Origin of the sequence: Methylosinus sp. LW3 (assembly GCF_000527115.1) — a bacterium.
GTDB lineage: Bacteria > Pseudomonadota > Alphaproteobacteria > Rhizobiales > Beijerinckiaceae > Methylosinus.
Map to the genome: position 1 here is coordinate 132,815 of NZ_AZUO01000001.1, position 20,527 is coordinate 153,341.

Sequence of the window (20,527 nt, forward strand, 5' to 3'; positions counted from 1 at the left end):
AATCGGTTGGCGTGGCCCCGGAAGCTGGTTCACACGGACAAACGGATAGCGCTCACACGATCGACCTGTGCGAGAACGCACATGGTCGTCGCCTCGTTTCCTGTAAGCATCGTTGCGAGAGGTGGAACGGGCTGCTAATTTGACAGCCATTCTGCCGTCTAACCGGCGTTGGCGAAATGACGAAGCATTGGAAAAATTTCGTCCTTGCCCTCGCGAGCTTCGCTCTCGCGGCCGTCGTCGCGTCTCCCGCTTTCGCAGAGCGCCGCGTCGCTCTCGTGCTCGGCAACGCCGAATATGACCACATCGCCAGGCTGAAAAATCCGGTCAACGACGCCAAGGACGTCGCCGAGACTCTGGCGAGGGACCTCGGCTTCGAGGTCATCTCGCTCGTCAACGCCCGCAAGGAGCAGCTGGACGGCGCGCTCGCCGATTTCTCGCGCAAGGCCGCCGGCGCCGATGTCGCGCTGTTCTATTACGCCGGCCATGGCGTGCAGAACGAGGGCAAGAATTATCTGCTGCCGACCGACATCGCCGTGAAGGACGTCGCCGATGTCGAGTTCAAGGCGCTGGACATGGACCGCGTGCGTCTCGCGCTGTCGAAATCCGCGGGCGTCAATATTCTCATCCTCGACGCCTGCCGCAACAATCCCTTCGACAGTCTCGTCACCGCCTCGCGCTCGGTCGACGGCGGAATGCTGCCGCGCGGCCTCGAGCGGATGGCCGTCGCGGTGAACAAAGGCGCCAAGGGCATTCTCGTCGCCTATGCGGCCGCACCGCATGAGGTGGCGCTGGACGGCTCCGGCCGCAACAGCCCCTTCGCCGAGGCGTTGCTCAAGAATCTGAAAGCGCCGGAGGTAGAGATCCGCCGGCTGTTCAACCTCGTCAGCGACGATGTCGCGCGCACGACCAAGGGCAAGCAGTCGCCGGAAATCTCCAGCCGCATCTATGGCGACTTTTATTTCCTCAGCCCGGATGAGATGGCCGAGCGCGCCTGGCAGAAGGCCTCCAAGACGCAGGATCCGGCCGATTTCCGCAGCGTGCTGACGCTCTATCCGACCTCGCCCCGCGCGCGCGACGCGCAGCTGCGGCTCGATCTCTTCGAGAGCGTGCAGCGCTGCAACGCCGAGCAAAAGGAGCTGGAGGCGATCGCCCCCGCTGATCTTTCGCGCCTGCGCGCCGCCGCCGGGCGCTTCTCCTGCGACGCCGCGCGCAAGGGCGCCGAAACGCTCGTCGCCAAGGCCGAGGAGAAAGAGCGTCGCGAGCTGGCGAGCTGCGAGGCCGACAATAGAGCGCTCGGCGCGCTCGGCGAGGACAACCTCGCCGGCCTGCGCGCCGCCTCGGCGAAAATGAGCTGCCCCGACGCGCGTCGCCGCGCCGGCGATCTCATCGCCCGGCTGGAGGCGAAGGAGCAGCGCGAGCGCGAGATCTGCAACGCCGATCTCGCGGCGCTGCATTCGGTTGCGCGCGACGATCTTTTCAGCCTGCGCGCCGTTTCCGGCCGCCTGGCCTGCCGCGCGGCGATCGAGGAAGCCAAGCCGCTGGTCGCGGCGCTGGAGGCGAAGGAGCGCCGCGAGCGCGAGACCTGCGACGCCGAGCGCAAGGCTTTCGCCGCGGTCGATCCGAGCGATCTTCCCGGCCTGCGCGCCGCCGTCGGCCGCATGAGCTGCGCCGCCGCGCTGGAAGGCGCGCGTTTCGTGCTCGCGCGTCTCGAGGAGAAGGAGCGCCGCGAGCGCGATATTTGCGACACCGACCGCAAGGCGCTGGGCGCCGCCGGCGTGAGCGATGTCGCCGCGCTGAAATCCGCCGCCGCCAAAATGCGCTGCGAGGCGGTGCGCAATGACGCCAATCTTCTGGTCGCCGAGCTGGAGAGCAAGGCGATCCGCATCGAAGGGCAGAGCTGCGACGCCGAGCGCAAGAGCGTCGCCGGAATGGGCGGCGACCTCGCCCGGCTGCGCGCCGCTTCGCTGGGCATGAGATGCGACGCCGCGCGCGACGATGCAAAAGCCCGCCTCGCCAAGCTCGAGGAGCAGGAGACGCTGGCCCGCCAGACCTGCGACGCCGAGCGCAAGACGCTGCAATCCAAGGCGGACGACCTCATCGCTCTGCGCGCCGCCGTGCTGGCGACCACTTGCGAGGATGTGCGCAAGGACGGCAAGGCGCTCGCTGCCGAGCTCGAGAAAAAGCAGCGCCTCGCCAAGGAGAGCTGCGACGCGGATCGTAAGGCGCTGGACGGCAAGTCCGGCGATCTCTCAGGCCTGCGCGCCGCGCTCGACGGCATGAGCTGCGAAACGGCGCGCGCCGAGGCCCGCCGCAAGATCGCCGAGCTGGAAGGCGCCTGCGCCGCCGATCGCAAGAGCGTCGCCGACGTCGATGCGACGAGCTTCGACGCGCAGCAGAAATTGGGCGCGCTGCGCGGCCGCAAATTCTCCTGCGCCGATGCGCGCGGCGATCTCGACAAGGCCGTCGCCGCGACCGAGACGCGCGTGCGCACCGCGCAGACGCAGCTGAAGACGCTCGGCTGCTATGCGGCCGCCGCCAATGGCAAGCTCGACGAGCCGACCAAATCCGCCCTCGCCGCCTATGCGAGCAAGAAGGGCGAGGCCGCGCCGACGCGCCTCACCGACGAGCTGGTCGCGCAGCTGCAGGGCCAGACCGAGATCGTCTGCCCGCATCAGGCCGCGCCCGTCGCCGCCAAGCCCGTGGAAGCGCCGGTCAAGGACGCCGCCCGCGAGGAGGCGGCTCCGGCCGCCAAGCCGGCCAAGCACAATGCGCGTCGTCATGAGGAAGAGAACGAGGAGCCGGCGCGTCCGACGCGGGCTGGCAAGCGCAATCAGATCGCTGCGCCGGTCGTCGCCCCGCGCCATCTGCGCGAGCGCGCCCCCGTCGAGCGCCCGGTCGTCGCCCGCCCAGCGCGTCCGGCGGCCCCGGCCGTGGTCGCCGCCCCCGTCGCCGCGACGCCGAAGCCGCTCTCATGGTCGCATAATCCGGGCTTCTGATTTTTAGATTCGTCGCTCAGGCGTGAGGATCGCGCGTCAGGCCCCACATCGCGAAAGTCGCGAGCGCCGCCTCCACCTGCGCGCGCGTGCGGCTCTCCTCCGCCTCGCCAGACATTGCGCGGGTGAGATCGTCGACCGTTCGCGTTCCGTCGAGCAGCGCCAGAAAACGGCGCGTGTCATCACCCTCGAGCGCGACTTGCGAATGCCGATAGCTCGTCACCGAGCCGAGGCCGAGCCGCGCCTGCGCGCGCGCCAGCGGATTGGCGAAAGGCTTTTCGCCCGGCTTGCGCCCGACAGGAAAAGGCTCCGTCGCCAAGCGCGCCATATTGCCCGCAAAGAGCCGCAGCAGCGCCGAGCGCGCCGCGGGCTCGGCCGCGATCTCGTCGATCGCGAGCGCGCGCGGATAGGCCTCGCCGAGCCGGCGCATGGCCGCTCCGAAAGCCTGATCGCGCGTCGAGACCTCACCCTTTCCGGCCGTTTTGAAAGCGTATTCGCCCTCGGAGACGCTGGCGTCCACGAAGGGCTCGAGCGGCGCCTCGAGATAGAGACCGGAAAGACGCTCCGGCGCGAAGCGCCGTTCCAGCGGCGCGCCGGCGCGGCAGAACAGGCTGCGACGAAAAAACCGCGTCTCGACGAAATCGAGCGCCTGCTCATAGGCGATCTGATCGCCGCCGGTGAGCGGCAAGGATTGGCTCCACAGCTCGCTCTCCCATAGCGCATGTCCCACCAGCGAGGGGTCATTGTCGCAAAGATAATCGAGCCCATGCGCCCGCGCCGCGGCGACGACAGTGGAGAAGAGCTGCGGATCATAGATCTCGCCGAGCTCGTCGTGGAAGATGAGCCCATCCGGCCGGCCGAGAAAATCGCGCGCCTCCAGCGCCAGCGCCTTGCGAAAGGCGTTGTCGCTCGTCGACCATTGCTCGGCGTAGAAGCTCGCCGTCGCGCGCGCGGCGGCGATTCTGCGCTCTGGCTCCACTATTCCCGCGACGGCGCTGAGAAGCATGTCGCGCAGGCCCTGGCGCAAGCGGCATCCCGGCAGCGCATTATAGCTGATCATGGCGACGCCACGCTGCGACAGCAGCCGCCCGCACAGCGCCATCACCGCATCCTGAACGACCTTCGGCGCCCAGGCGTAGACGCCATGCGCGATGATGTAATCGAAGGATTGCGGCTCGGCTTCGAAATCACGCAGATCGGCGCAAACGAGCCGCAGATTAGAGACGCCCGCCGCCGCCGTCAGCTCACGTCCTGCGGCGACGGCGCGCTCGGAGAGATCGACGCCGATAAATTGCGCGCGCGGCGCGCCGATCGCCATGCTGGCGAGATTGACGCCATCGCCGGCGCCGATCTCCAGCACGCGGCAGTCCTGAAACGGCGCCGCGGGCCGCCCCATCAATTGCGAAAGAGCGCCGAGCTGCGTGGGATGCGTCCAATGGCGGACAGCATAAGGATAGTCCTGCTCGTCATAGACATTCGTCATGGGAATGGGCTCGCAATATCGACGCTCGATCCTCGGTGAATTCGCCGCGTCTTGCAAGGCGCGGCTGCCGGACGGTCAGGCGAGAGCGAGCGACGCCGGCCGAAACGAATCCGCGCGCGCGCTGCGCCAGGCGGCGGCGAAGCGCGCGTCCATCTCGCCGTAGAGAAACGCGCCCGGCGCCGGCGCCGGATAGAGCTCGGCGAAAGTCGCCGCCTCATGCGGAGAGATGCGGCGACAAAAATGCTCCGGCGTGAAATCGCTCGGATGATCGAGCCCGGCGGCGGCGGCGAGCTCGGCGAGAGCGACGAGCGTCGCATGATGAAAATTGCGCACGCGCTCCGCCTTGTCCGAGACGACGAGCGCGCGGCCGCGCGAGGCGTCCTGCGTGGCGACGCCGGTCGGGCAGCGATCCGTGTGGCAGGACAGCGATTGAATGCAGCCGAGCGCGAACATGAAGCCGCGCGCGCTATTGCACCAATCGGCGCCGAGCGCGAGCGCCCGCGCCATGTCGAAGCCGGTCGCGATCTTGCCGGCGGCGCCGATGCGGATGGCGTCGCGCAGGCCGACGCCGATCAGCGCGTGATGCGCGAAGGCGAGGCCGTCGCGCATCGGCATGCCGATGTGATCCATGAATTCCAGCGGCGCCGAGCCCGTCCCGCCTTCCTTGCCGTCGACGACGATGAAATCGGGATGGAGGCCCGTCTCCAGCATCGCCTTGCAAATGGCGAGAAACTCCCATGGCTGGCCGAGGCAGAGCTTGAAGCCGACCGGCTTGCCGCCAGAGAGAGCGCGCAGCTGCGCCAAAAATTGTAGCAATTCGATCGGCGTCGAAAAGGCGGAATGCGCCGCCGGCGAAATGCAATCCTCGCCCATGGGCACGCCGCGAATGCGCGCGATCTCCTCGCTCACCTTGGCGGCCGGCAGCACGCCGCCATGGCCGGGCTTCGCGCCCTGGCTCAGCTTCACCTCGATCATCTTGATCTGATCTCGCGTGGCGATCTCGGCGAATTTCTCCGCGTCGAACGCGCCCTCGCGCGTGCGGCAGCCGAAATAGCCGGAGGCGATCTGCCAAACGACGTCGCCGCCAGCCTCCTGATGATAGGGGCTGAAGCCGCCCTCGCCCGTATCCTGCGCGAACTCGCCCTTGCGCGCGCCGAGATTTAGCGCGCGAATGGCGTTGCGGCTCAAGGCGCCGAAGCTCATCGCGGAAATATTCAAGAGCGAGATGTCGTAAGGCTGCGCGCAGGCGCCTCCGACGCGCGTGCGAAAATGCTCATGTGAGACCGGCCGCGCCGCGATCGAATGGCGCAGCCATTCGAAGCCTTCCTCATAGACGTCGATTTCCGTGCCGAAGGGTCTTTTGTCTATGTTCATCTTGGCGCGCTGATAGACGATGGCGCGCTTGTCGCGGCTGAACGGACGGCCGTCCTTATTGTCCTCGAAGAAATATTGCCGCAGCTCCGGCCGTACATGCTCGAGCAGAAAACGCAGATGCGCGGAAATGGGATAGGCGCGCAAAATCGCATGCTCGCGCTGCAGCAGGTCATGCGCGCCGAGCGCGCAGAGCGCGGCGCAGGCGATCGCCGCCGGAAAGAAGGCGCTCGATAGATCGCCCTTCATCGCGATGGCGCAGAGGAGAAAGCCCACGACGCTGAGGGTGAGCGTGATGAAGCGCGGCGTGAGGGGGAGAAAGAGCAGGCGGAGCATGTTCGAAATCTCCTTCCCAATTGTGACGCGGCGGCTGCGGCGCGGGGGCGGATCGACGGCTTTTCCGGGGCGAATGCGCCGAAAGCTCTCACGAGACGGCTGCATTCGCGCGACGATCACGCTCGCGAACGCTTTTTTCGCGCGCTTGCCGGCGCGGAGGCGCGAATGATAGTCTCGCCTCGCTTGTTCGGGCCTTTTGCGTCATTCGAGATCCCTCGCGCGCATGATCGCTTTTCCTGATTTTTCCTGCGCTGTGCAGCTGATCGCGTCGCGCCGCCTTCGCCGCCTTTCTTCTCCCCGTTCACGGGGAGAAGGTGCGGATGAGGGGCTCGGGGCGTTTTCCGTTTCTGGCCAACGCCACGAGCCCCTCACCCCGGCCCTCTCCCCGCGAGCGGGGAGAGGGAGGATGCAGCGCAAAGGCCTATCGTCTGCGCTACGGCGAAGTGTGGGCGCCGTCGCTTGCGCTATGCTCGGTCTTTTCACGCACGCCGCATCGGCCGAGACGCGCGCCATTGTCATCGGCGTCGATCGCTACGAACATGCGCCGCCCTTACGCGGCGCGGCGGCCGATGCGCGCGATCTCGAGGCGAGCCTGCGTGGACGCGGCGCGCGCGATATTGTGACATTCATTGACAGCGCAGAGCGCGCCGCAGTGATGCGCGCGCTCGACGCCATGCTGGCGCGCGCGCAAAAGGGCGACGCCATCTTCTTGACCTTCGCCGGCTATGGCGCGCAGCAGGACGGCCCCATTCTGCTGTTGCCGAAGTTCGATCCGAAACATACGCGCGACAATGGCGAGAAGGTCGCACGCGCCGAGCTCGATTCCCTGATCGACGCTTTCGAGAAGAAAGGCGCGCGCGTCTTTCTCATCGCCGACGCCTCTTTCGGCGACGGCCTCGCGCGCGAGGCGGACTCACGCGGCGCAAAGCTCGTCTATCGCTCGCTGAATGAACGCGCTTCCGCCGAATCGGCGAAGCACGCGCCGCGGAATTTCGCACACTCGGTCGTTCTCATGGCGGCGGATGCGCAGTCCAAAGCGCCCGAGCTGGAAATCCCCGGCGTCGGCCAGCGCGGCGCGCTGAGCTACGCTGTGGCGCGCGCGCTGGAGGGCGCGGCGGACGCCAATGGCGACGGCGCCGTCACGACGGAGGAGCTCATCGCCTATGTCAGGGGGCTCGCCTATCAGCTCAGCGATCAACGTCAGAGCGTCGCCGTCATCGCGCCGCGGGGGCTCGACGCCTCGAGGGATGTGATCGCGCAGCTCGGGCGCGGCGTCGGCGTGCAGGCGGTGGGCGGATCGCCGGCGGAAGAGGAGGAAGCAGCGGCTTCCTCGGGCGGCGGGGGGCTGACGATCACGCCGCTGACGCCCAAATCCATGGCCATCGGGCCGGGCCAGAGCCTGCCGCCGGCAAAGCCCGCCGCTCTGCCGCCGCGGCCCAAGGAGCCGATCCGCCTCGCTTTGCGCGGCGCCGCGGCGGAGCGCGGAACCGGCGCCGGCGCGCATGCGCCTTTCGTGCTCGTCGGCGCCGATGCGGCGGCCGATATCGTCTGGGATGCGGCGAGCCGCGACGCGCTCGCCGGCGGTGACGTGCTGGCCCATAATGTCGATGCGCATGAGCTCGACGTTCTGATCGATCGCGCCGCGACGGTGCGCTGGCTGAAGCTCGTCGCCGGCAAAGGGCCGTTGCCGATGCGGGTGGCGCCGGAGGGGCTGCGGCGCAAGGGCGAGCGCGTCGAGATCACCATAGGCGGAGTCGCCGGCCGCAATCTGCTGCTGTTCGACCTCACCGGCGACGGCGTGCTGCAATTGCTCTATCCGCTCGCCTCCGACCCGCCCGTCGTGCAATCTTCCGACTATCGGCTGAGCGTGGTCGCGGGCGAGCCCTTCGGCGCCGATCAGATCGTCGCCATCGCCTCGACGCGGCCCATGCCGCAGCTCGAGCAGGCGCTGCGGCAGCTCGATCGGCTGCGCAATCCGGCCAAGGTCATCGATATCGTCTCGCAATTTTCGAACGGCGAGGCGCAGCTCGGCACAGTCGGCATTTTCACGGCGCGTTGAAAAGGAGGAGAGAATGATGCGGCGTCTTTGTCTCCCGCTTCTCTGCTGCGTCTCGAGCGTCGCGCTCGCCGAGCCGCAGGATATGACGCGCTCGGTGCGCATCATCGACGATCCGCCGGCGGAGGCCGCGCCGTCGCCGCAGACGCAAGCGCCGGCGATCCCCAAGGAGCCGGCCAAGGCCGCCGGCGCGGGCGTGCGGATCGAGGTGCTGCCGCAGGACGAGTTCGCGCTCGGCGCGCCGATGAGCTTTCGCGTGACGGCGGAAAAGCCCGGCTATGTGATATTGGTCGATGTCGACGCGCAGGGAAAACTGGCGCAGATCTTCCCCAATATGGTGACTTTGGCGGACCCCGCCGGCGTCGATGAGAAGGCCAATTTTCTGAAGGCCGGCCAGTCGATGACGCTGCCGGACGCCGGCGGCAAGGCCGCCTATCGCTTCGTCGCCTCGCCGCCGACGGGCGTCGGCATGGTGGTGGCCATATTGAGCGACGCGCCCTTGCAGATCGTCGATCTGCCGGATGTGCCGGCGGCCATCGCCGGGCAGGCCAAGGCCGCGGATTTCGTGAAGGATTCGACGCGAATGCTGCAGATATTGCCGGCCGAAGGCGAGCGCCCGATCCGTGCGCCCAAATGGTCCTTCGCGACGAAATTCTACGGAATCAAGTGAGCCGCCGAGCCTTCCCGTATCGGCTATTTCGCTCCGCGCGGGCGCCTGATCTGCACATAGAGCGCGCCTTCCCCGCCGTGATTGCGCGCCGCCTCGCCGAAGCCGACCACGAGATCGCGCATGGCCGGGGCGCTCAGCCATAAAGGTACGACACGGCGCAGCACGCCGCCCTCCTCGCTGCGGACGCCCTTGCCCGTCACCACGATCGCCATGCGGGCGCCGGCCGCCTGGGCGTGGCGCAGAAAATCATAGAGCGCCGTCTGCGCCTCGGCTTGGCGCAGGCCGTGGAGATCGAGCTTGGCCTCCACCTCGAGCCGGCCGCGACGCAATTTCATGCGCGTGCGGTGATCGATCTCCGCCGGCGGCGCGGCCGGATGGGGCCGCAGCTTTTTTTCCGCCGGAGCGGGCGGAGGAAGAGGCGAAGCGGCGGCGCCTTTCTTCGGCTCGCTGGCCTCGGTCGGCTGCTCCTCTAGCGGGCGACGACGACGCCCTCGCGACGGCCGCACATCGGCCGTCACCTTGTTCCAGAGCTCGATCTCTTCGCGGGACAGAAAACGCGAGCGACGCGATTCGCGCGGCGGATCACTCATCGCCGCCCGCTCCTCGCGGCAGCAGCACGGTGAAATCCGCATTGTGGCGCACGAGCCCGGCGAGCGCCCCAGCCTCGTCGCCGGCGCCGAAGAAGAGATCGGCGCGCGCGGGTCCGAGAATCGCCGAGCCCGTGTCCTGCGCGATCATCAGCCGGGCGAAGGGCTCCGCCGCCGCCGCGCTGCGCCAGGGCAGCGTCGCGCTGATGAAGAAGGGCAGGCCGTAGCTCCACAGCGAGCGATCGACGGCGATGGAGCGAAGCGGAGTCAGCGCGCAGCCCTCGCCGCCTATGGGGCCGTCGCGCCGCTCCGGCGAGGAATCGGCGCGGAAGAAGACATAGGAGCGGTTCTCCTGCATCAGCCGGGCGCCGGGCGCGCCGTCTTCCTGGCCGAGGGCGCGGATTTCCGTCTTCAAGCGCTCGAGCGACATCTCATTCTGCGGCACGAGCCCGCGCTCGATGAGCAGGCGGCCGATCGAGGTATAAGGACGTCCATTGCGGCCGTCATAGGTGAGCGGCAAATCGCGTCCGTCCGGAAAGCGCAGCCGCGCCGAGCCCTGCACCTGAATGAGAAACAGCTCGACCCTGTCGCGAACATAGGCGATCGGCCGCGGCCGCAGCTCGGGCGCGCCTTCCTCCAAGGCCCGGCGATCGGGATAGGGCTCGAGGCCGCCATCGGCCCGCCGCCGGGCCGAGGTGAGCGCCTCGCCCGCCTCGCCGCGGATGGGCGTCTCGTTCAAGGTGACGAGATCGGCGGGACGGGCGGGAACGGGCGTGCGGAACCCTGCCTCGGGCGCCTCACGCGCCTCGATCACCGGCTCGTAATAGGCGGTGACGAATCCGGGTCCGCGCGGCCGAAAGGGACGGAAATTCGCGGCGAAAAAATCGAGCGCCGCGTCCTGGGCGAGCGTCGCCGCATCCATGCCCGCAGCGATGCGGCAGACGCGGGCCAAGGCTGCATCCGCCGGCAGAGCCGAGCGGAGAGGGGGAGCGGCGGAGAGGATGATTTCGGCCGAACGGCGAAAGACGCGAAAGGCCTCGCGGAGATCGTCCCGAAAAATGGCGTCGATCGAATCGAAACCGACCGGATCGAGATCGACGGACGCCACGACGCAAGATCCGCCTAATGAACCGTTTCGGTGGCCACGAGCTTCCAATTCGGATCACGCGACGCGACATCGCGCGCGAAAGTCCAGAGGTCGACGATCTCGAGCGGCCGATCGGACTCGCCCTCGATCGCGGCGCCGGCGCTGTCGCGGCGGACCGATTGGAGCTTGGCGACGAAACGAATGGTGATCTGCGCCTTGCGGAGCTCGACCTTGGCGTCCTCCACCGTGGCGGAATCTATGGAGACGACATGGGCCTCGGCCGTCTCGCCGCGCTGCTCACGCCCGGCGATCTCGCCGGAGAAGCTGTCGAACACCTCGGTCGAGAGGAGATTGCGCAGCGTGTCGCGGTCGCCCCTGGCGAAGGCCTGGACGATCATCTCATAGGCTTTCTTGGCGCCCTCGACGAAGGCCGGGCCGGAGAAGCTGCGATCGGAGGCGGCGATCTGGTCCAGACCGCGCCAGCCATTGCTGCCCGACTCGGCCAAGCCCTTCCAGCGGTCGGCGTCCAGCGCCCCATTGGCCGGCGAAGGCGCGAAAGCGGAGCCTTGTGGCGCCGGAGCCGGGCCGATCCGCCGGGCGGGGCCGGCGCGATCGGAGGCGGGGCCTTCGCGATCGACGCGCACGCCGAGGACCGACCACAATTTCCAGACGACGAAAGCCGCGAGCGCGGCGAAGACCAAGATGGATGGGTCGAAATCGGATCCCGACAAAGGGCGTCTCCCGGTCGCAGGGATTGTCCGGTATCATGTCGCGTCCCAGATGTCACGAATCAACCCCTCGCAGGGGTCTCTCATGGCGGGAACGGAGGGCGCGCCGAGGTGAACAAGTCGAAACTCGTCGCCTATGTGCTGACAAGCTGGCTCTTCGTCGAGATCGTGGCCTTCGTGCTCGTCGTGCAATTTCTCGGCGTGATGGCGGCCGTGGCTCTCGGCGTCGGCACGACGCTGCTCGGCCTCGCCGACGTCAAGCGGCTGTTCGTCTATCTGCGCAGCCGCGTCGGGCAGCCGCGCGACGAGCTGAAATCCGGCGTCGCTCTGCTCGAGGGCGGCCTCGAGGCGGTGGGCTCGCTGCTGCTGATCCTGCCCGGCTTCGCCTCCGATCTCGTCGGCCTGGCGCTGAAGTCGCCGTCGATCCGCGCGCAGGTCGCCGATCGCATTCGCGGCAAGACCGAGCGGCAGGGTCCGCAGACCATCGATCTTTCGCCTGGCGAGTGGAAAGCCATTGTCGATGAAGGTCCCAAGCGCCGCGTGCGCGCGCGCCGCGCCCCTCCCGCCAAAGTTGTCTGACCACCGTCAAATCCGTTGTCGCAGGCAAGGGGACGTGTTAGGCGGGCGCCGTGACAGGCGCCGCCATACCGTCGCGCCTGTCAGGAGCCGAAATCGGCAGGGAGTTCGACGATGACCGATACGAATGGAAGCGGCTCCGGCCCGACCGGCGCCCCGGCGCTCAACGTGCTCGTGCAATATGTGAAGGATCTCTCCTTCGAGAATCCCAATGCGCCGCGCTCGCTGCAGCCGCGCCAGAATCCGCCGGAGATCGGCATTCAGGTCAATGTCAACGCCCGCCAGATGTCACCCGAGGATTTCGAGGTCTCGGTGACGCTGGAAGCCTCGGCCACCGAGGGCGGCGAGGTGCTGTTCAAGCTCGAGGTCGATTACGGTGGCGTGTTCCGCCTGCTGAACATTCCGGCCGAGCAGATTCATCCGATCGTGATGATCGAATGCCCGCGCCTGCTGTTCCCCTTCCTGCGCCAGGTCGTCGCCGACGCCACGCGCAATGGCGGCTTCCCGCCTCTCTATATCGATCCCATCGACTTTTTCGCGCTCTATCAGCAGCGCGCGGCTCAGGAGCAGCAAGCTCCGGCCAACGCCAACTGAACTATCCCCGGTCGTCATTAAGCGACGAAGCAATCCAGCGACCGCCCCACGGCTCTGGATTGCTTCGCTGCGCTCGCAATGACGGCGAATCGATCATTCGGAAACCGTACGAAATCGCAGAGGCGAGCCGTCAGGCTCGCTTCTCCATCACGGTTTCGATGGCTGGCTCGGCCGTCTCCGGCTGCGCGAGATAGCGTAGCCACATAGGCTCCTTGCCCAGCTTGGCGATAAAGGCCTCATGCGCGGCGCGTTCCGCCTCGGTGAGCAGCGGCGCCAGCTTTTGCGGGCGGCTACGCAAAAATTCGCCGCCATTCTCCTCCGCCAGAGTCGCCGCATCCGCTTGCAGAATGAGCGCCGATTGGCGGCCGCCCATCAGCTCCGCATAGACTTCCGCGAGCAGGCCTGCGTCGAGCAGAGCGCCATGCTTGTCGCGTCGCGTGAGATCGACGCCATAGCGCTGGCAGAGCGCATCCAGAGTATTGGAGGCGCCGGGATGCCGACGGCGGGCGATGGTCAGCGTGTCGACGACGCGATCGAAAGGGATCGCCGCTTTTCCCAGCTGGCCGAGCTCGAAATTGACGAAGCGCATGTCGAATTCGGCGTTATGCGCGACGAGATTGGCGTCCTCGACGAATTCCAGAAAGCTGTCGGCGATCTCGCGGAATTTCTTTTGGCCCGTGAGAAAGGCCGAGGAGAGGCCATGCACGCGAAACGCCTCTTCCGGCATGTCGCGTTCTGGATCGAGATAGAAATGCAAAGTGCGGCCGGTGGGGATGAGATTGGAAATCTCCACCGCGCCGATCTCGACGATGCGATGGCCCTTGGTCGGGTCGAGACCGGTCGTCTCCGTGTCGAAGACGATCTCACGCATCGTCGGCCTCTCTCGGTCGGATCAGCGGGACGGTTTTCGTCGCGCCAGCTCCTCGAGGATTAGCCGAACTTCCTGCCGAGCGGAATCCAGCCCACGCTCGCTATGCACCACGAAATCGGCGCCGGCGCGCTTTTGCGCGTCTGGAACCTGCTTGGCGAGTATGGCGGCGAATTTTTCCTCCGTCATGCCGGGACGCGCCAGCACACGCGCGCGCTGAATATCCGGCGGGGCGGAGACGACGACGACGGCGTCGACATCCTTTTGGGCGCCGATCTCGAAGAGGAGCGGAATGTCGAAGACGACGAAACGCTCGCCCGCGCGGCGACAATTCTCGAGAAATTCGTCGCGGCCGATGGCGACGAGCGGATGCACCAGCGCCTCGAGACGGCGCAACGCCTCGCTGTCGCCGAGCACGTGGGCGGCGAGGCGGGCGCGATCGACGACGCCATCCACCGTCGCGCCAGGGAACATCTCTTCTATCTGCGCCGCCGCGGGGCCACGGTAGAGCTCATGCACGGCGCGATCGGAATCATAGACGGGGACGCCCTCGGCGCGAAAGAGATCGGCCGTCGTCGATTTGCCCATGCCGATCGAGCCGGTGAGGCCGATGACCAGAGGACGGGGCGCGGCGTCGCCGCTCATGACAGAATCGCTCCCTCGCGGCGAAGCGCATCGAGCACCGGCAGCAGCGGCATTCCGATAATGGTCCAATGATCGCCGATTATGCGCTCGAAGAGATGAACGCCGAGTCCTTCTATCTGATAGGCGCCGGCGCTGGTCGTCGCCTCCTCGGCCACGATCTCGAGATAGCGGGCGAGAAAATCATCCGAAAAAGCGCGCATTGTCAGATCGGCATGGGCGACGGTCTCGAAGATTATGGCGCCGTCGCGGGCGAGGGCCACCGCCGAATGCAGGCGGTGGGTCCGCCCGGAGAGAAAGCGCAGCTGCTCGCCGGCGGCGGCGACGGTCGGCGGCTTGCCGAATCTCCGCCCCTCGCAGCTCGCAACCTGATCCGCGCCGAGGACGAGAGCGCCCGGCCGCGCCAGTGAGACGAGCTTCGCCTTGTCGCCGGCCAATCGCGCCGCGACAGCGTCGGCGTCGCCGCCAAGGGCGACGACCTGCGCTTCCGCAGAGCGCTCGTCGATCTCTGCTGGCTCGACGAGAAAAGGCGCGCCAGTCTGCTCCAGCGCCATGCGCCGGCCTTTGCTCTTGGAGGCGAGAATCAGCGGCTCGGCGAGAAGCCAGAAGGCGCCGGGGCGATCCTGCGGCAGTCGAACCTCCTCCGATCGATTCCCACAGGCCGGACGTGGTCGTGGGCATTATGGGGACAAATGAGCGCCGTCGGGCCGGGCATGTGCACAGCTGCGCATAACCAGGGGCAGCGATCAACAGGCGACGGAACGGGTGGGGATAAACAGGAGCTTTGGCATTGCAGCGTGGGATTCTCCGCCGTCAACCGCGAGGCTTGTGGGTAGACGCCCACAAGCCATTGTTAATGTTTCGTTTACCATTGTGTCCACAGCGGGCTGGCAAAACTCTCTACAGCATGGTTCTAGCTACGTAAGATGTGGACAAAAGGTTGACGGAAATTAACCTTCGTTAATGAACCGTCAATAAAATCAAAAAAATCTCTTAAAGATTGAATTTTCTTTTTGTGTCGTTTTGGGCTAGCTCCAATGACGGAAGGAGCGCTGGACGTCGCCTTCCATTCCCGATCCTGCCGGAGCAATAAGCGAAATGGGTGATCTCAAGCCTCTCCTCGCCGTTCTGGGCGGAGAAGCACGCGCCGTGCCGCCGATCTGGCTGATGCGACAGGCCGGCCGCTATCTGCCGGAATATCAGGAGCTGCGCGCCAAAGCCGGCAGCTTTCTCGACACTTGCTACAATCCGCAGACGGCGGCGCGGATCACTTTGCAGCCGATCGAGCGTTTCGGCTTCGATGCCGCGATCCTGTTCAGCGACATTCTGGTCGTGCCGGATGCGCTGGGGCAGAAGGTCTGGTTCGAGACGGGGCATGGGCCGCGGCTGATTCCGCTGGAGAGCGACCGCGACATAGAGGCGCTCGCCGAGAATTTCGACCTGGGCAAGCTCTCGCCTGTCTTCGAGACGATCGACCGGGTGAAGGGTGAGCTGCCGAAGTCAGTGACTTTCATCGGCTTTTGCGGCGCGCCCTGGACGGTGGCGAGCTATATGATCGCCGGCCGCGGCACGCCGGATCAGGCGCCGGCTCGGCTCTTCGCCTATCGACGGCCGCAGGCTTTCGCACGGCTCATCGATATTCTGGTCGAGGCCTCCATCGCCTATCTCACTCGGCAGATCGACGCCGGCGTCGAGGTTTTGCAGCTCTTCGACAGCTGGGCCGGCGTGCTGCCTGCTCATGAGTTCGAGCGCTGGGTCGCCGAGCCGTTGAAGAAGATCATCGACGCGGTGAAGGCCGCCCGGCCCGGCGTGCCGATCATCGCTTTCCCGCGTGGCGGCGCGACGCATCTCCCCCGTCTCGCCGGGACGCTCGGCGCCGATGCGTTGGGACTCGACACGGCGATCGATCCGGCCTGGGCGGTGAAGGAAATCCCCGCAGGCCCGGCGCTACAGGGAAATCTCGATCCTCTGGCTCTGCTGGCCGGTGGGGCGGCGCTCGATCGCGAGATCGACGCAATATTGCGGTGCTTCGCCGGACGGCCGCATATTTTCAATCTCGGCCATGGCGTCCTGCCGGAGACGCCGCTCGAGCATGTCTCGCAATTGATCGAGCGTATTCGCGGAACAGGGAATTGAAGTCATGTATCTCTGGATCAAAGCTCTGCATGTGATCGCAGTTATCTCCTGGATGGCCGGGCTGCTCTATCTGCCGCGGCTGTTCGTCTACCATACGGAAGTGGGGCAGGGCGCGCCCTCCGCATTGTTCAAGAAGATGGAACGCCGGCTGGCGCTCTACATCATGGCGCCGGCGATGATCGTCTCCTGGCTGGCCGGCTTGGCGCTGATCTATTTCGGCTCCTTCCATGGCGCCGGATGGCTGCACGCCAAATTGGCGCTGGTGGTCCTTCTGACTGGCGTCCACTTCTATTTCGGCGTCACGCAAAAGGCTTTCGAGCGCGACGAGAATCACCGGCCGGCGAAATTCTTCCGATTCATCAATGAGGTTCCGACTCTGCTGATGATCGGCATCGTCATTCTGGTGATCATCAAGCCATTCTGACGACTGGGGATTTTCCCCGCCTTTCACGGAATTGTCATGAGTTTCGGGCGGATGGCTTGCGTTTCCGCCCGAAAAGGATTAATTGCTGACTTGCTCACCTAAAGGCAGATCGTCGTTTCGCACGACAGCCGGATCCAGACCGGCTCACCGGGGCATCGTGTCCCGCTTCCTTATCTGCCCTACCCCGCCGCCCTAGGCCAAGTTTCATCCGAATATCGTCGAGGATTGTCCCAAATGGGGGAAATCAAGCTTCAGGACCTGAAGTCCAAATCGGCCGCCGAGCTTCTCGCCTTCGCTGAGGAGCATGAGGTCGAGGGCGCGTCGCTCATGCGGCGTCAGGAACTGCTCTTCGCAATATTGAAGCAATTCGCCGGTCGCGACGTCGAGATCGTCGGCGAAGGCGTCGTCGAAGTGCTGCAGGACGGCTTCGGCTTCCTGCGCTCGCCGGACGCCAATTATCTCGCCGGCCCCGACGACATTTACGTGTCGCCCTCGCAGATCAGGCGCTTCGGCCTGCGCACCGGCGATACAGTCGAAGGCATGATCCGCAGCCCCAAAGAGGGCGAACGCTATTTCGCGCTGCTCAAGGTCAATTCGATCAATTTCGAAGACCCGGAGAAGGTGCGGCACAAGGTCCCCTTCGACAATCTGACGCCGCTCTATCCAGATGAGCGCTTGAAGCTCGAGATCGACGATCCGACGCGCAAGGACCTTTCCGCACGCGTCATCGATCTCGTCGCGCCGATCGGCAAGGGCCAGCGCGCTCTGGTCGTCGCGCCGCCGCGCACCGGCAAGACGGTGCTGCTGCAGAATATCGCGCAGTCGATCACCACCAATCATCCCGAGTGCTATCTGATCGTTCTGCTGATCGACGAGCGCCCGGAGGAAGTGACCGATATGCAGCGCTCCGTGAAGGGCGAGGTCGTGTCCTCGACTTTCGACGAGCCGGCCGTGCGTCACGTCCAGGTCGCGGAGATGGTCATCGAGAAGGCCAAGCGCCTGGTCGAGCATCACCGCGATGTCGTGATCCTGCTCGATTCGATCACGCGTCTCGGCCGCGCCTACAACACTGTGGTGCCGTCCTCCGGCAAGGTGTTGACCGGCGGCGTGGACGCCAATGCTCTGCAGCGTCCTAAGCGTTTCTTCGGCGCCGCGCGCAATATCGAGGAGGGCGGCTCGCTGACAATCATCGCCACGGCGCTGATCGACACCGGCTCCCGCATGGACGAGGTGATTTTCGAGGAATTCAAGGGCACGGGCAATTCGGAGATCATTCTCGACCGCAAGGTCTCCGACAAGCGCGTCTTCCCTGGAATCGACATTACCCGCTCCGGCACCCGCAAGGAAGAACTGCTGGTGCCCGCGGACGTGCTCAAAAAGATGTATGTGCTGCGCCGCATCCTCAATCCGATGGGCACGGTGGACGCGATCGAGTTCCTGCTCGGCAAGCTGCGCGAGACGCCCAAGGGCAACGCCAGCTTCTTCGATTCGATGAACACCTGAGTTGGCGCCCTCGGACGCGCCGGCGATGTGAATTCGCGGGGAGAGCGTGTTCGAGGGTTTCGCCAATGTCTGGACGATCGTCGGCCTCGCACGCGAGCTGAAGGCCGACGCGCCTCTGCCGCTCACTGTGGCCGGCGAAAAAATCGTGCTGTTCCGCGGCCTCGATGGCGCGCCGGCTGCGCTGATCGACCAATGCCCGCATCGTGGCGTCGCCCTTTCGCTCGGCTGTGTCGAGCAGGGCGACATTCGCTGCCCCTTCCATGGCTGGCGCTTCGGCGCAGATGGAAGCCTTCGTCACATTCCCTGGAACCCGGAGGCGAAGCGCGACACGATTCGCGCGACGCGGCTTCCTGTGCGTGAAATCGATGGCGTCATCTGGTTGCGCACGGCGCCGGGCGAGACGGCCGACGAGCCGCCGCCGATCGAATCGCTGACGTGCGGCCTGCGGCTCTGCGCGCAAAGCTTCGTCTGGCGCGTGCATTGGACGCGCGTCATGGAGAATATGCTCGATTCGCCCCATGTCGCTTTCGTGCATCGCCGGACCTTCGGCGGAGCCATGGCGCGCGCGCTCGACGAAAATTCCCTGGCGCGGATGGATGTGAGCTTCGAGCCGCATGAATATGGCGGCAAGATCGCGGCCTCCGTGGTGGGGAGGCGACGCCCGGCGGCGCTGGATTATGTGTTTCCCAATCTGATGGAGCTGTCGCTCGATTTTCGCGGCCGCGTCTTTCGCATCTTCGCGATCTGCATTCCTGTCGGGGAACGGGAGACACGTCTTCTCTTGCTCACCGCCCGCGGCTTTTTGCGCGCTGGTCTCTTCGATGCGCTGTTTCTCTGGTCCAATCGCCGGATCGCGGAAGAAGATCGCGCGATCGTCGAATCCTCGACGCCGCCATTCTCGCCGCTAGGTGGGGAGGAGGCATCCATGCCGACGGATGCGGCCACTCTGGCCTTTCGCCGGCTCTATCGTCAGCGCCTCTTCGGCTCCAGCGCCTGATTTCCTTCGGCAAAGCTCCGCGGCCCTTTGCCGACGCCACGCGCTGCGATTTGGGAAAGACCAAAAGTTAACGAATTCTCAATTCACCTCTAAAGTCATTCCTTCAGATTGAAAAAGCCGTATTCTTTCTCGGCGAGAGAAATTCGAGTAGAGCATCAGGATCATGTCCAGCGACACGATCTTCGCCTCGGCCTCTGGCGCCGGCCGCGCCGCAATCGCGGTAATTCGCCTGTCCGGTCCGTCGGTCGGGCGTGTGCTCGAGGTTTTGGCCGGGCTCACGCCTCAGCCACGCTTCGCCCATTATGTGACGCTGCGCGCGCCGGGCGCGGTCGAGCCGCTCGATCGCGGTCTCGCGCTCTATTTTCCAGCGCCGAATTCGCCGACCGGGGAAGATTACGCCGAGCTGCAAATTCATGGCGGCCGCGCTGTGGCGCGCGCGCTGCTCGGCGTTCTGAACGGCCTTCCCGGCTTGCGCGAGGCGGAGCCGGGGGAATTTGCGCGGCGCAGCCTCGCCAATGGCAAAATGGATTTGTCGCAGGTCGAAGGGCTCGCCGATCTCATCGATGCGGAGACAGAGTTTCAGCGCCGTCAGGCGATACGGGCGCTCGGCGGGGCTCTGCGCAAAAGAGTCGAAGGCTGGCGCGAACGGCTGATTCGGGCTCTGGCGCTGGTCGAGGCGGAGCTGGATTTTTCCGATGAGGGGGATGTCTTCGAGCCGGCGACGGCGCTTCGTCCCTTGCTCGAGCCCGGGATCGCCGAAATGGCCGGGGCGCTGGCGGCGAGCGAAGCCAGCGAGCGGCTCCGCGACGGCTTCGTGGCGCTGCTGCTCGGCCCGCCCAATTCCGGCAAATCGACGCTGCTCAATGCTCTGGCGCGGCGCGAGGTGGCGATCGTCTCCGCCATCCCGGGAACAACGCGCGATATGATCGAGGTTCATCTCGATCTCGGCGGCATGCCGATCACATTGGTCGACACGGCGGGTCTTCGCGAGGCGGAGGATGAGATCGAGCGCATCGGCGTCGCGCGGACGCGGGCGAGGATCGGGGAGGCCGATCTGCTGCTGTGGCTCTCGGAAGGGGGCCGTGAGACGCCGCAATTGGAGCCTTTGGGCGACGCCGAGCTGATCCGTGTCGCAACCAAGGCGGATTTTCTAGATTGCACATCAGATAATCTTGCAATTTCCGCTCGAACAGGGTTTGGAATAGACCGACTTCTGGAGGAAATTGCGGGTCGCGCGAAGCGACGTCTGGGCGACGGCTCGACGGCGCTTCTCACGCGTGAACGGCATAGGCGGCTCATTCAGGGGGCGAAAATGGCGATCGAGGCGAGTCTCGATTCTGGCAAGCCGCTCGAATTCGTCGCGGACGATCTTCGTGTCGCAGGCCGGGCGCTCGGCCGCATCGTCGGCGCTGTCGATGTGGAGGAGGTGCTGGATGCGATTTTCTCGCAATTCTGCATCGGCAAATAGTTTCACGT

18 protein-coding genes are annotated in these 20,527 nt (G+C 65.9%); 10 read left to right on the forward strand and 8 right to left on the reverse strand.

Features of this window, described 5'->3' with window-relative positions:
• The first annotated feature begins 176 nt into the window (after window positions 1–176).
• The gene (locus tag METLW3_RS26660) at window positions 177–2,996 is read left to right on the forward strand and encodes a caspase family protein (protein ID WP_024878097.1); all 2,820 of its coding nucleotides are present in this window, start codon (window positions 177–179) and stop codon (window positions 2,994–2,996) included.
• A gap of 16 nt (window positions 2,997–3,012) precedes the next feature.
• Here METLW3_RS26660 and METLW3_RS0100645 read toward each other — a convergent pair whose 3' ends face one another.
• Window positions 3,013–4,476, reverse strand: coding sequence for a class I SAM-dependent methyltransferase (locus METLW3_RS0100645; protein WP_024878098.1), 1,464 nt, complete (start codon window positions 4,474–4,476; stop codon window positions 3,013–3,015).
• A 75-nt stretch (window positions 4,477–4,551) separates the two neighbouring features.
• Window positions 4,552–6,183, reverse strand: a complete 1,632-nt coding sequence (locus METLW3_RS0100650) for an FMN-binding glutamate synthase family protein (RefSeq protein ID WP_024878099.1) — start codon at window positions 6,181–6,183, stop codon at window positions 4,552–4,554.
• Window positions 6,184–6,649: 466 nt separating this feature from the next.
• Between METLW3_RS0100650 and METLW3_RS0100660 the strand changes: the two genes are divergently transcribed.
• Both METLW3_RS0100660 and METLW3_RS24960 read left to right on the forward strand, forming a co-directional pair.
• Window positions 6,650–8,242, forward strand: coding sequence for a caspase family protein (locus METLW3_RS0100660; protein ID WP_024878100.1), 1,593 nt, complete (start codon window positions 6,650–6,652; stop codon window positions 8,240–8,242).
• A 13-nt stretch (window positions 8,243–8,255) separates the two neighbouring features.
• On the forward strand, window positions 8,256–8,909 hold the full coding sequence (locus METLW3_RS24960; RefSeq protein WP_024878101.1) for a DUF4384 domain-containing protein: 654 nt from the start codon (window positions 8,256–8,258) through the stop codon (window positions 8,907–8,909).
• A 23-nt stretch (window positions 8,910–8,932) separates the two neighbouring features.
• Here the strand turns inward: METLW3_RS24960 and METLW3_RS0100670 are convergent, their stop codons facing one another.
• Genes METLW3_RS0100670 through METLW3_RS0100680 form a run of 3 tightly spaced genes read right to left on the reverse strand, consistent with a single transcriptional unit; the run spans window position 8,933 to window position 11,314 of the window.
• Window positions 8,933–9,499: a Smr/MutS family protein gene (locus METLW3_RS0100670; RefSeq protein ID WP_024878102.1), complete on the reverse strand. Its 567-nt coding sequence runs from the start codon at window positions 9,497–9,499 to the stop codon at window positions 8,933–8,935.
• Window positions 9,492–10,604: an MltA domain-containing protein gene (locus METLW3_RS0100675; protein ID WP_024878103.1), complete on the reverse strand. Its 1,113-nt coding sequence runs from the start codon at window positions 10,602–10,604 to the stop codon at window positions 9,492–9,494. Before METLW3_RS0100675 ends, METLW3_RS0100670 begins: the two co-directional genes overlap by 8 nt.
• A gap of 14 nt (window positions 10,605–10,618) precedes the next feature.
• Window positions 10,619–11,314 carry a Tim44/TimA family putative adaptor protein gene (locus tag METLW3_RS0100680; protein ID WP_024878104.1) on the reverse strand — a complete coding sequence of 232 codons (696 nt, stop codon included), beginning with the start codon at window positions 11,312–11,314 and terminating at the stop codon, window positions 10,619–10,621.
• A 108-nt stretch (window positions 11,315–11,422) separates the two neighbouring features.
• On the opposite strand from METLW3_RS0100680, the gene METLW3_RS0100685 reads away from it, so the two are divergent.
• Complete coding sequence (locus METLW3_RS0100685) at window positions 11,423–11,890, forward strand: FxsA family protein (protein WP_024878105.1); 468 nt, start codon at window positions 11,423–11,425, stop codon at window positions 11,888–11,890.
• A 111-nt stretch (window positions 11,891–12,001) separates the two neighbouring features.
• The gene (secB, locus tag METLW3_RS0100690; protein ID WP_024878106.1) at window positions 12,002–12,481 is read left to right on the forward strand and encodes a protein-export chaperone SecB; all 480 of its coding nucleotides are present in this window, start codon (window positions 12,002–12,004) and stop codon (window positions 12,479–12,481) included.
• Between the two features lie 130 nt (window positions 12,482–12,611).
• Here the strand turns inward: secB and dnaQ are convergent, their stop codons facing one another.
• From dnaQ to METLW3_RS0100705, 3 genes are read right to left on the reverse strand one after another with little or no spacing between them, the layout of a single operon-like run.
• Complete coding sequence (gene dnaQ, locus METLW3_RS0100695) at window positions 12,612–13,352, reverse strand: DNA polymerase III subunit epsilon (RefSeq protein ID WP_024878107.1); 741 nt, start codon at window positions 13,350–13,352, stop codon at window positions 12,612–12,614.
• 21 nt (window positions 13,353–13,373) lie between these two features.
• Window positions 13,374–13,994, reverse strand: a complete 621-nt coding sequence (gene coaE, locus METLW3_RS0100700; RefSeq protein WP_036308521.1) for a dephospho-CoA kinase — start codon at window positions 13,992–13,994, stop codon at window positions 13,374–13,376.
• The gene (locus tag METLW3_RS0100705; RefSeq protein WP_026599768.1) at window positions 13,991–14,578 is read right to left on the reverse strand and encodes a Maf family protein; all 588 of its coding nucleotides are present in this window, start codon (window positions 14,576–14,578) and stop codon (window positions 13,991–13,993) included. Before METLW3_RS0100705 ends, coaE begins: the two co-directional genes overlap by 4 nt.
• Before the next feature lie 511 nt (window positions 14,579–15,089).
• On the opposite strand from METLW3_RS0100705, the gene hemE reads away from it, so the two are divergent.
• The 5 genes from hemE to mnmE all read left to right on the forward strand — a co-directional run bounded on the left by hemE (window position 15,090) and on the right by mnmE (window position 20,519).
• Window positions 15,090–16,127 (forward strand): uroporphyrinogen decarboxylase, encoded by a 1,038-nt coding sequence (gene hemE / locus METLW3_RS0100710; protein WP_036308526.1) that lies wholly within the window; start codon window positions 15,090–15,092, stop codon window positions 16,125–16,127.
• Between the two features lie 4 nt (window positions 16,128–16,131).
• On the forward strand, window positions 16,132–16,551 hold the full coding sequence (gene hemJ, locus METLW3_RS0100715; protein ID WP_024878111.1) for a protoporphyrinogen oxidase HemJ: 420 nt from the start codon (window positions 16,132–16,134) through the stop codon (window positions 16,549–16,551).
• Between the two features lie 234 nt (window positions 16,552–16,785).
• Window positions 16,786–18,054, forward strand: a complete 1,269-nt coding sequence (gene rho, locus METLW3_RS0100720; protein WP_024878112.1) for a transcription termination factor Rho — start codon at window positions 16,786–16,788, stop codon at window positions 18,052–18,054.
• 46 nt (window positions 18,055–18,100) lie between these two features.
• Complete coding sequence (locus tag METLW3_RS0100725; protein ID WP_024878113.1) at window positions 18,101–19,051, forward strand: aromatic ring-hydroxylating dioxygenase subunit alpha; 951 nt, start codon at window positions 18,101–18,103, stop codon at window positions 19,049–19,051.
• Window positions 19,052–19,214: 163 nt separating this feature from the next.
• Window positions 19,215–20,519: a tRNA uridine-5-carboxymethylaminomethyl(34) synthesis GTPase MnmE gene (mnmE, locus tag METLW3_RS0100730; protein WP_024878114.1), complete on the forward strand. Its 1,305-nt coding sequence runs from the start codon at window positions 19,215–19,217 to the stop codon at window positions 20,517–20,519.
• Window positions 20,520–20,527 lie beyond the last annotated feature (8 nt).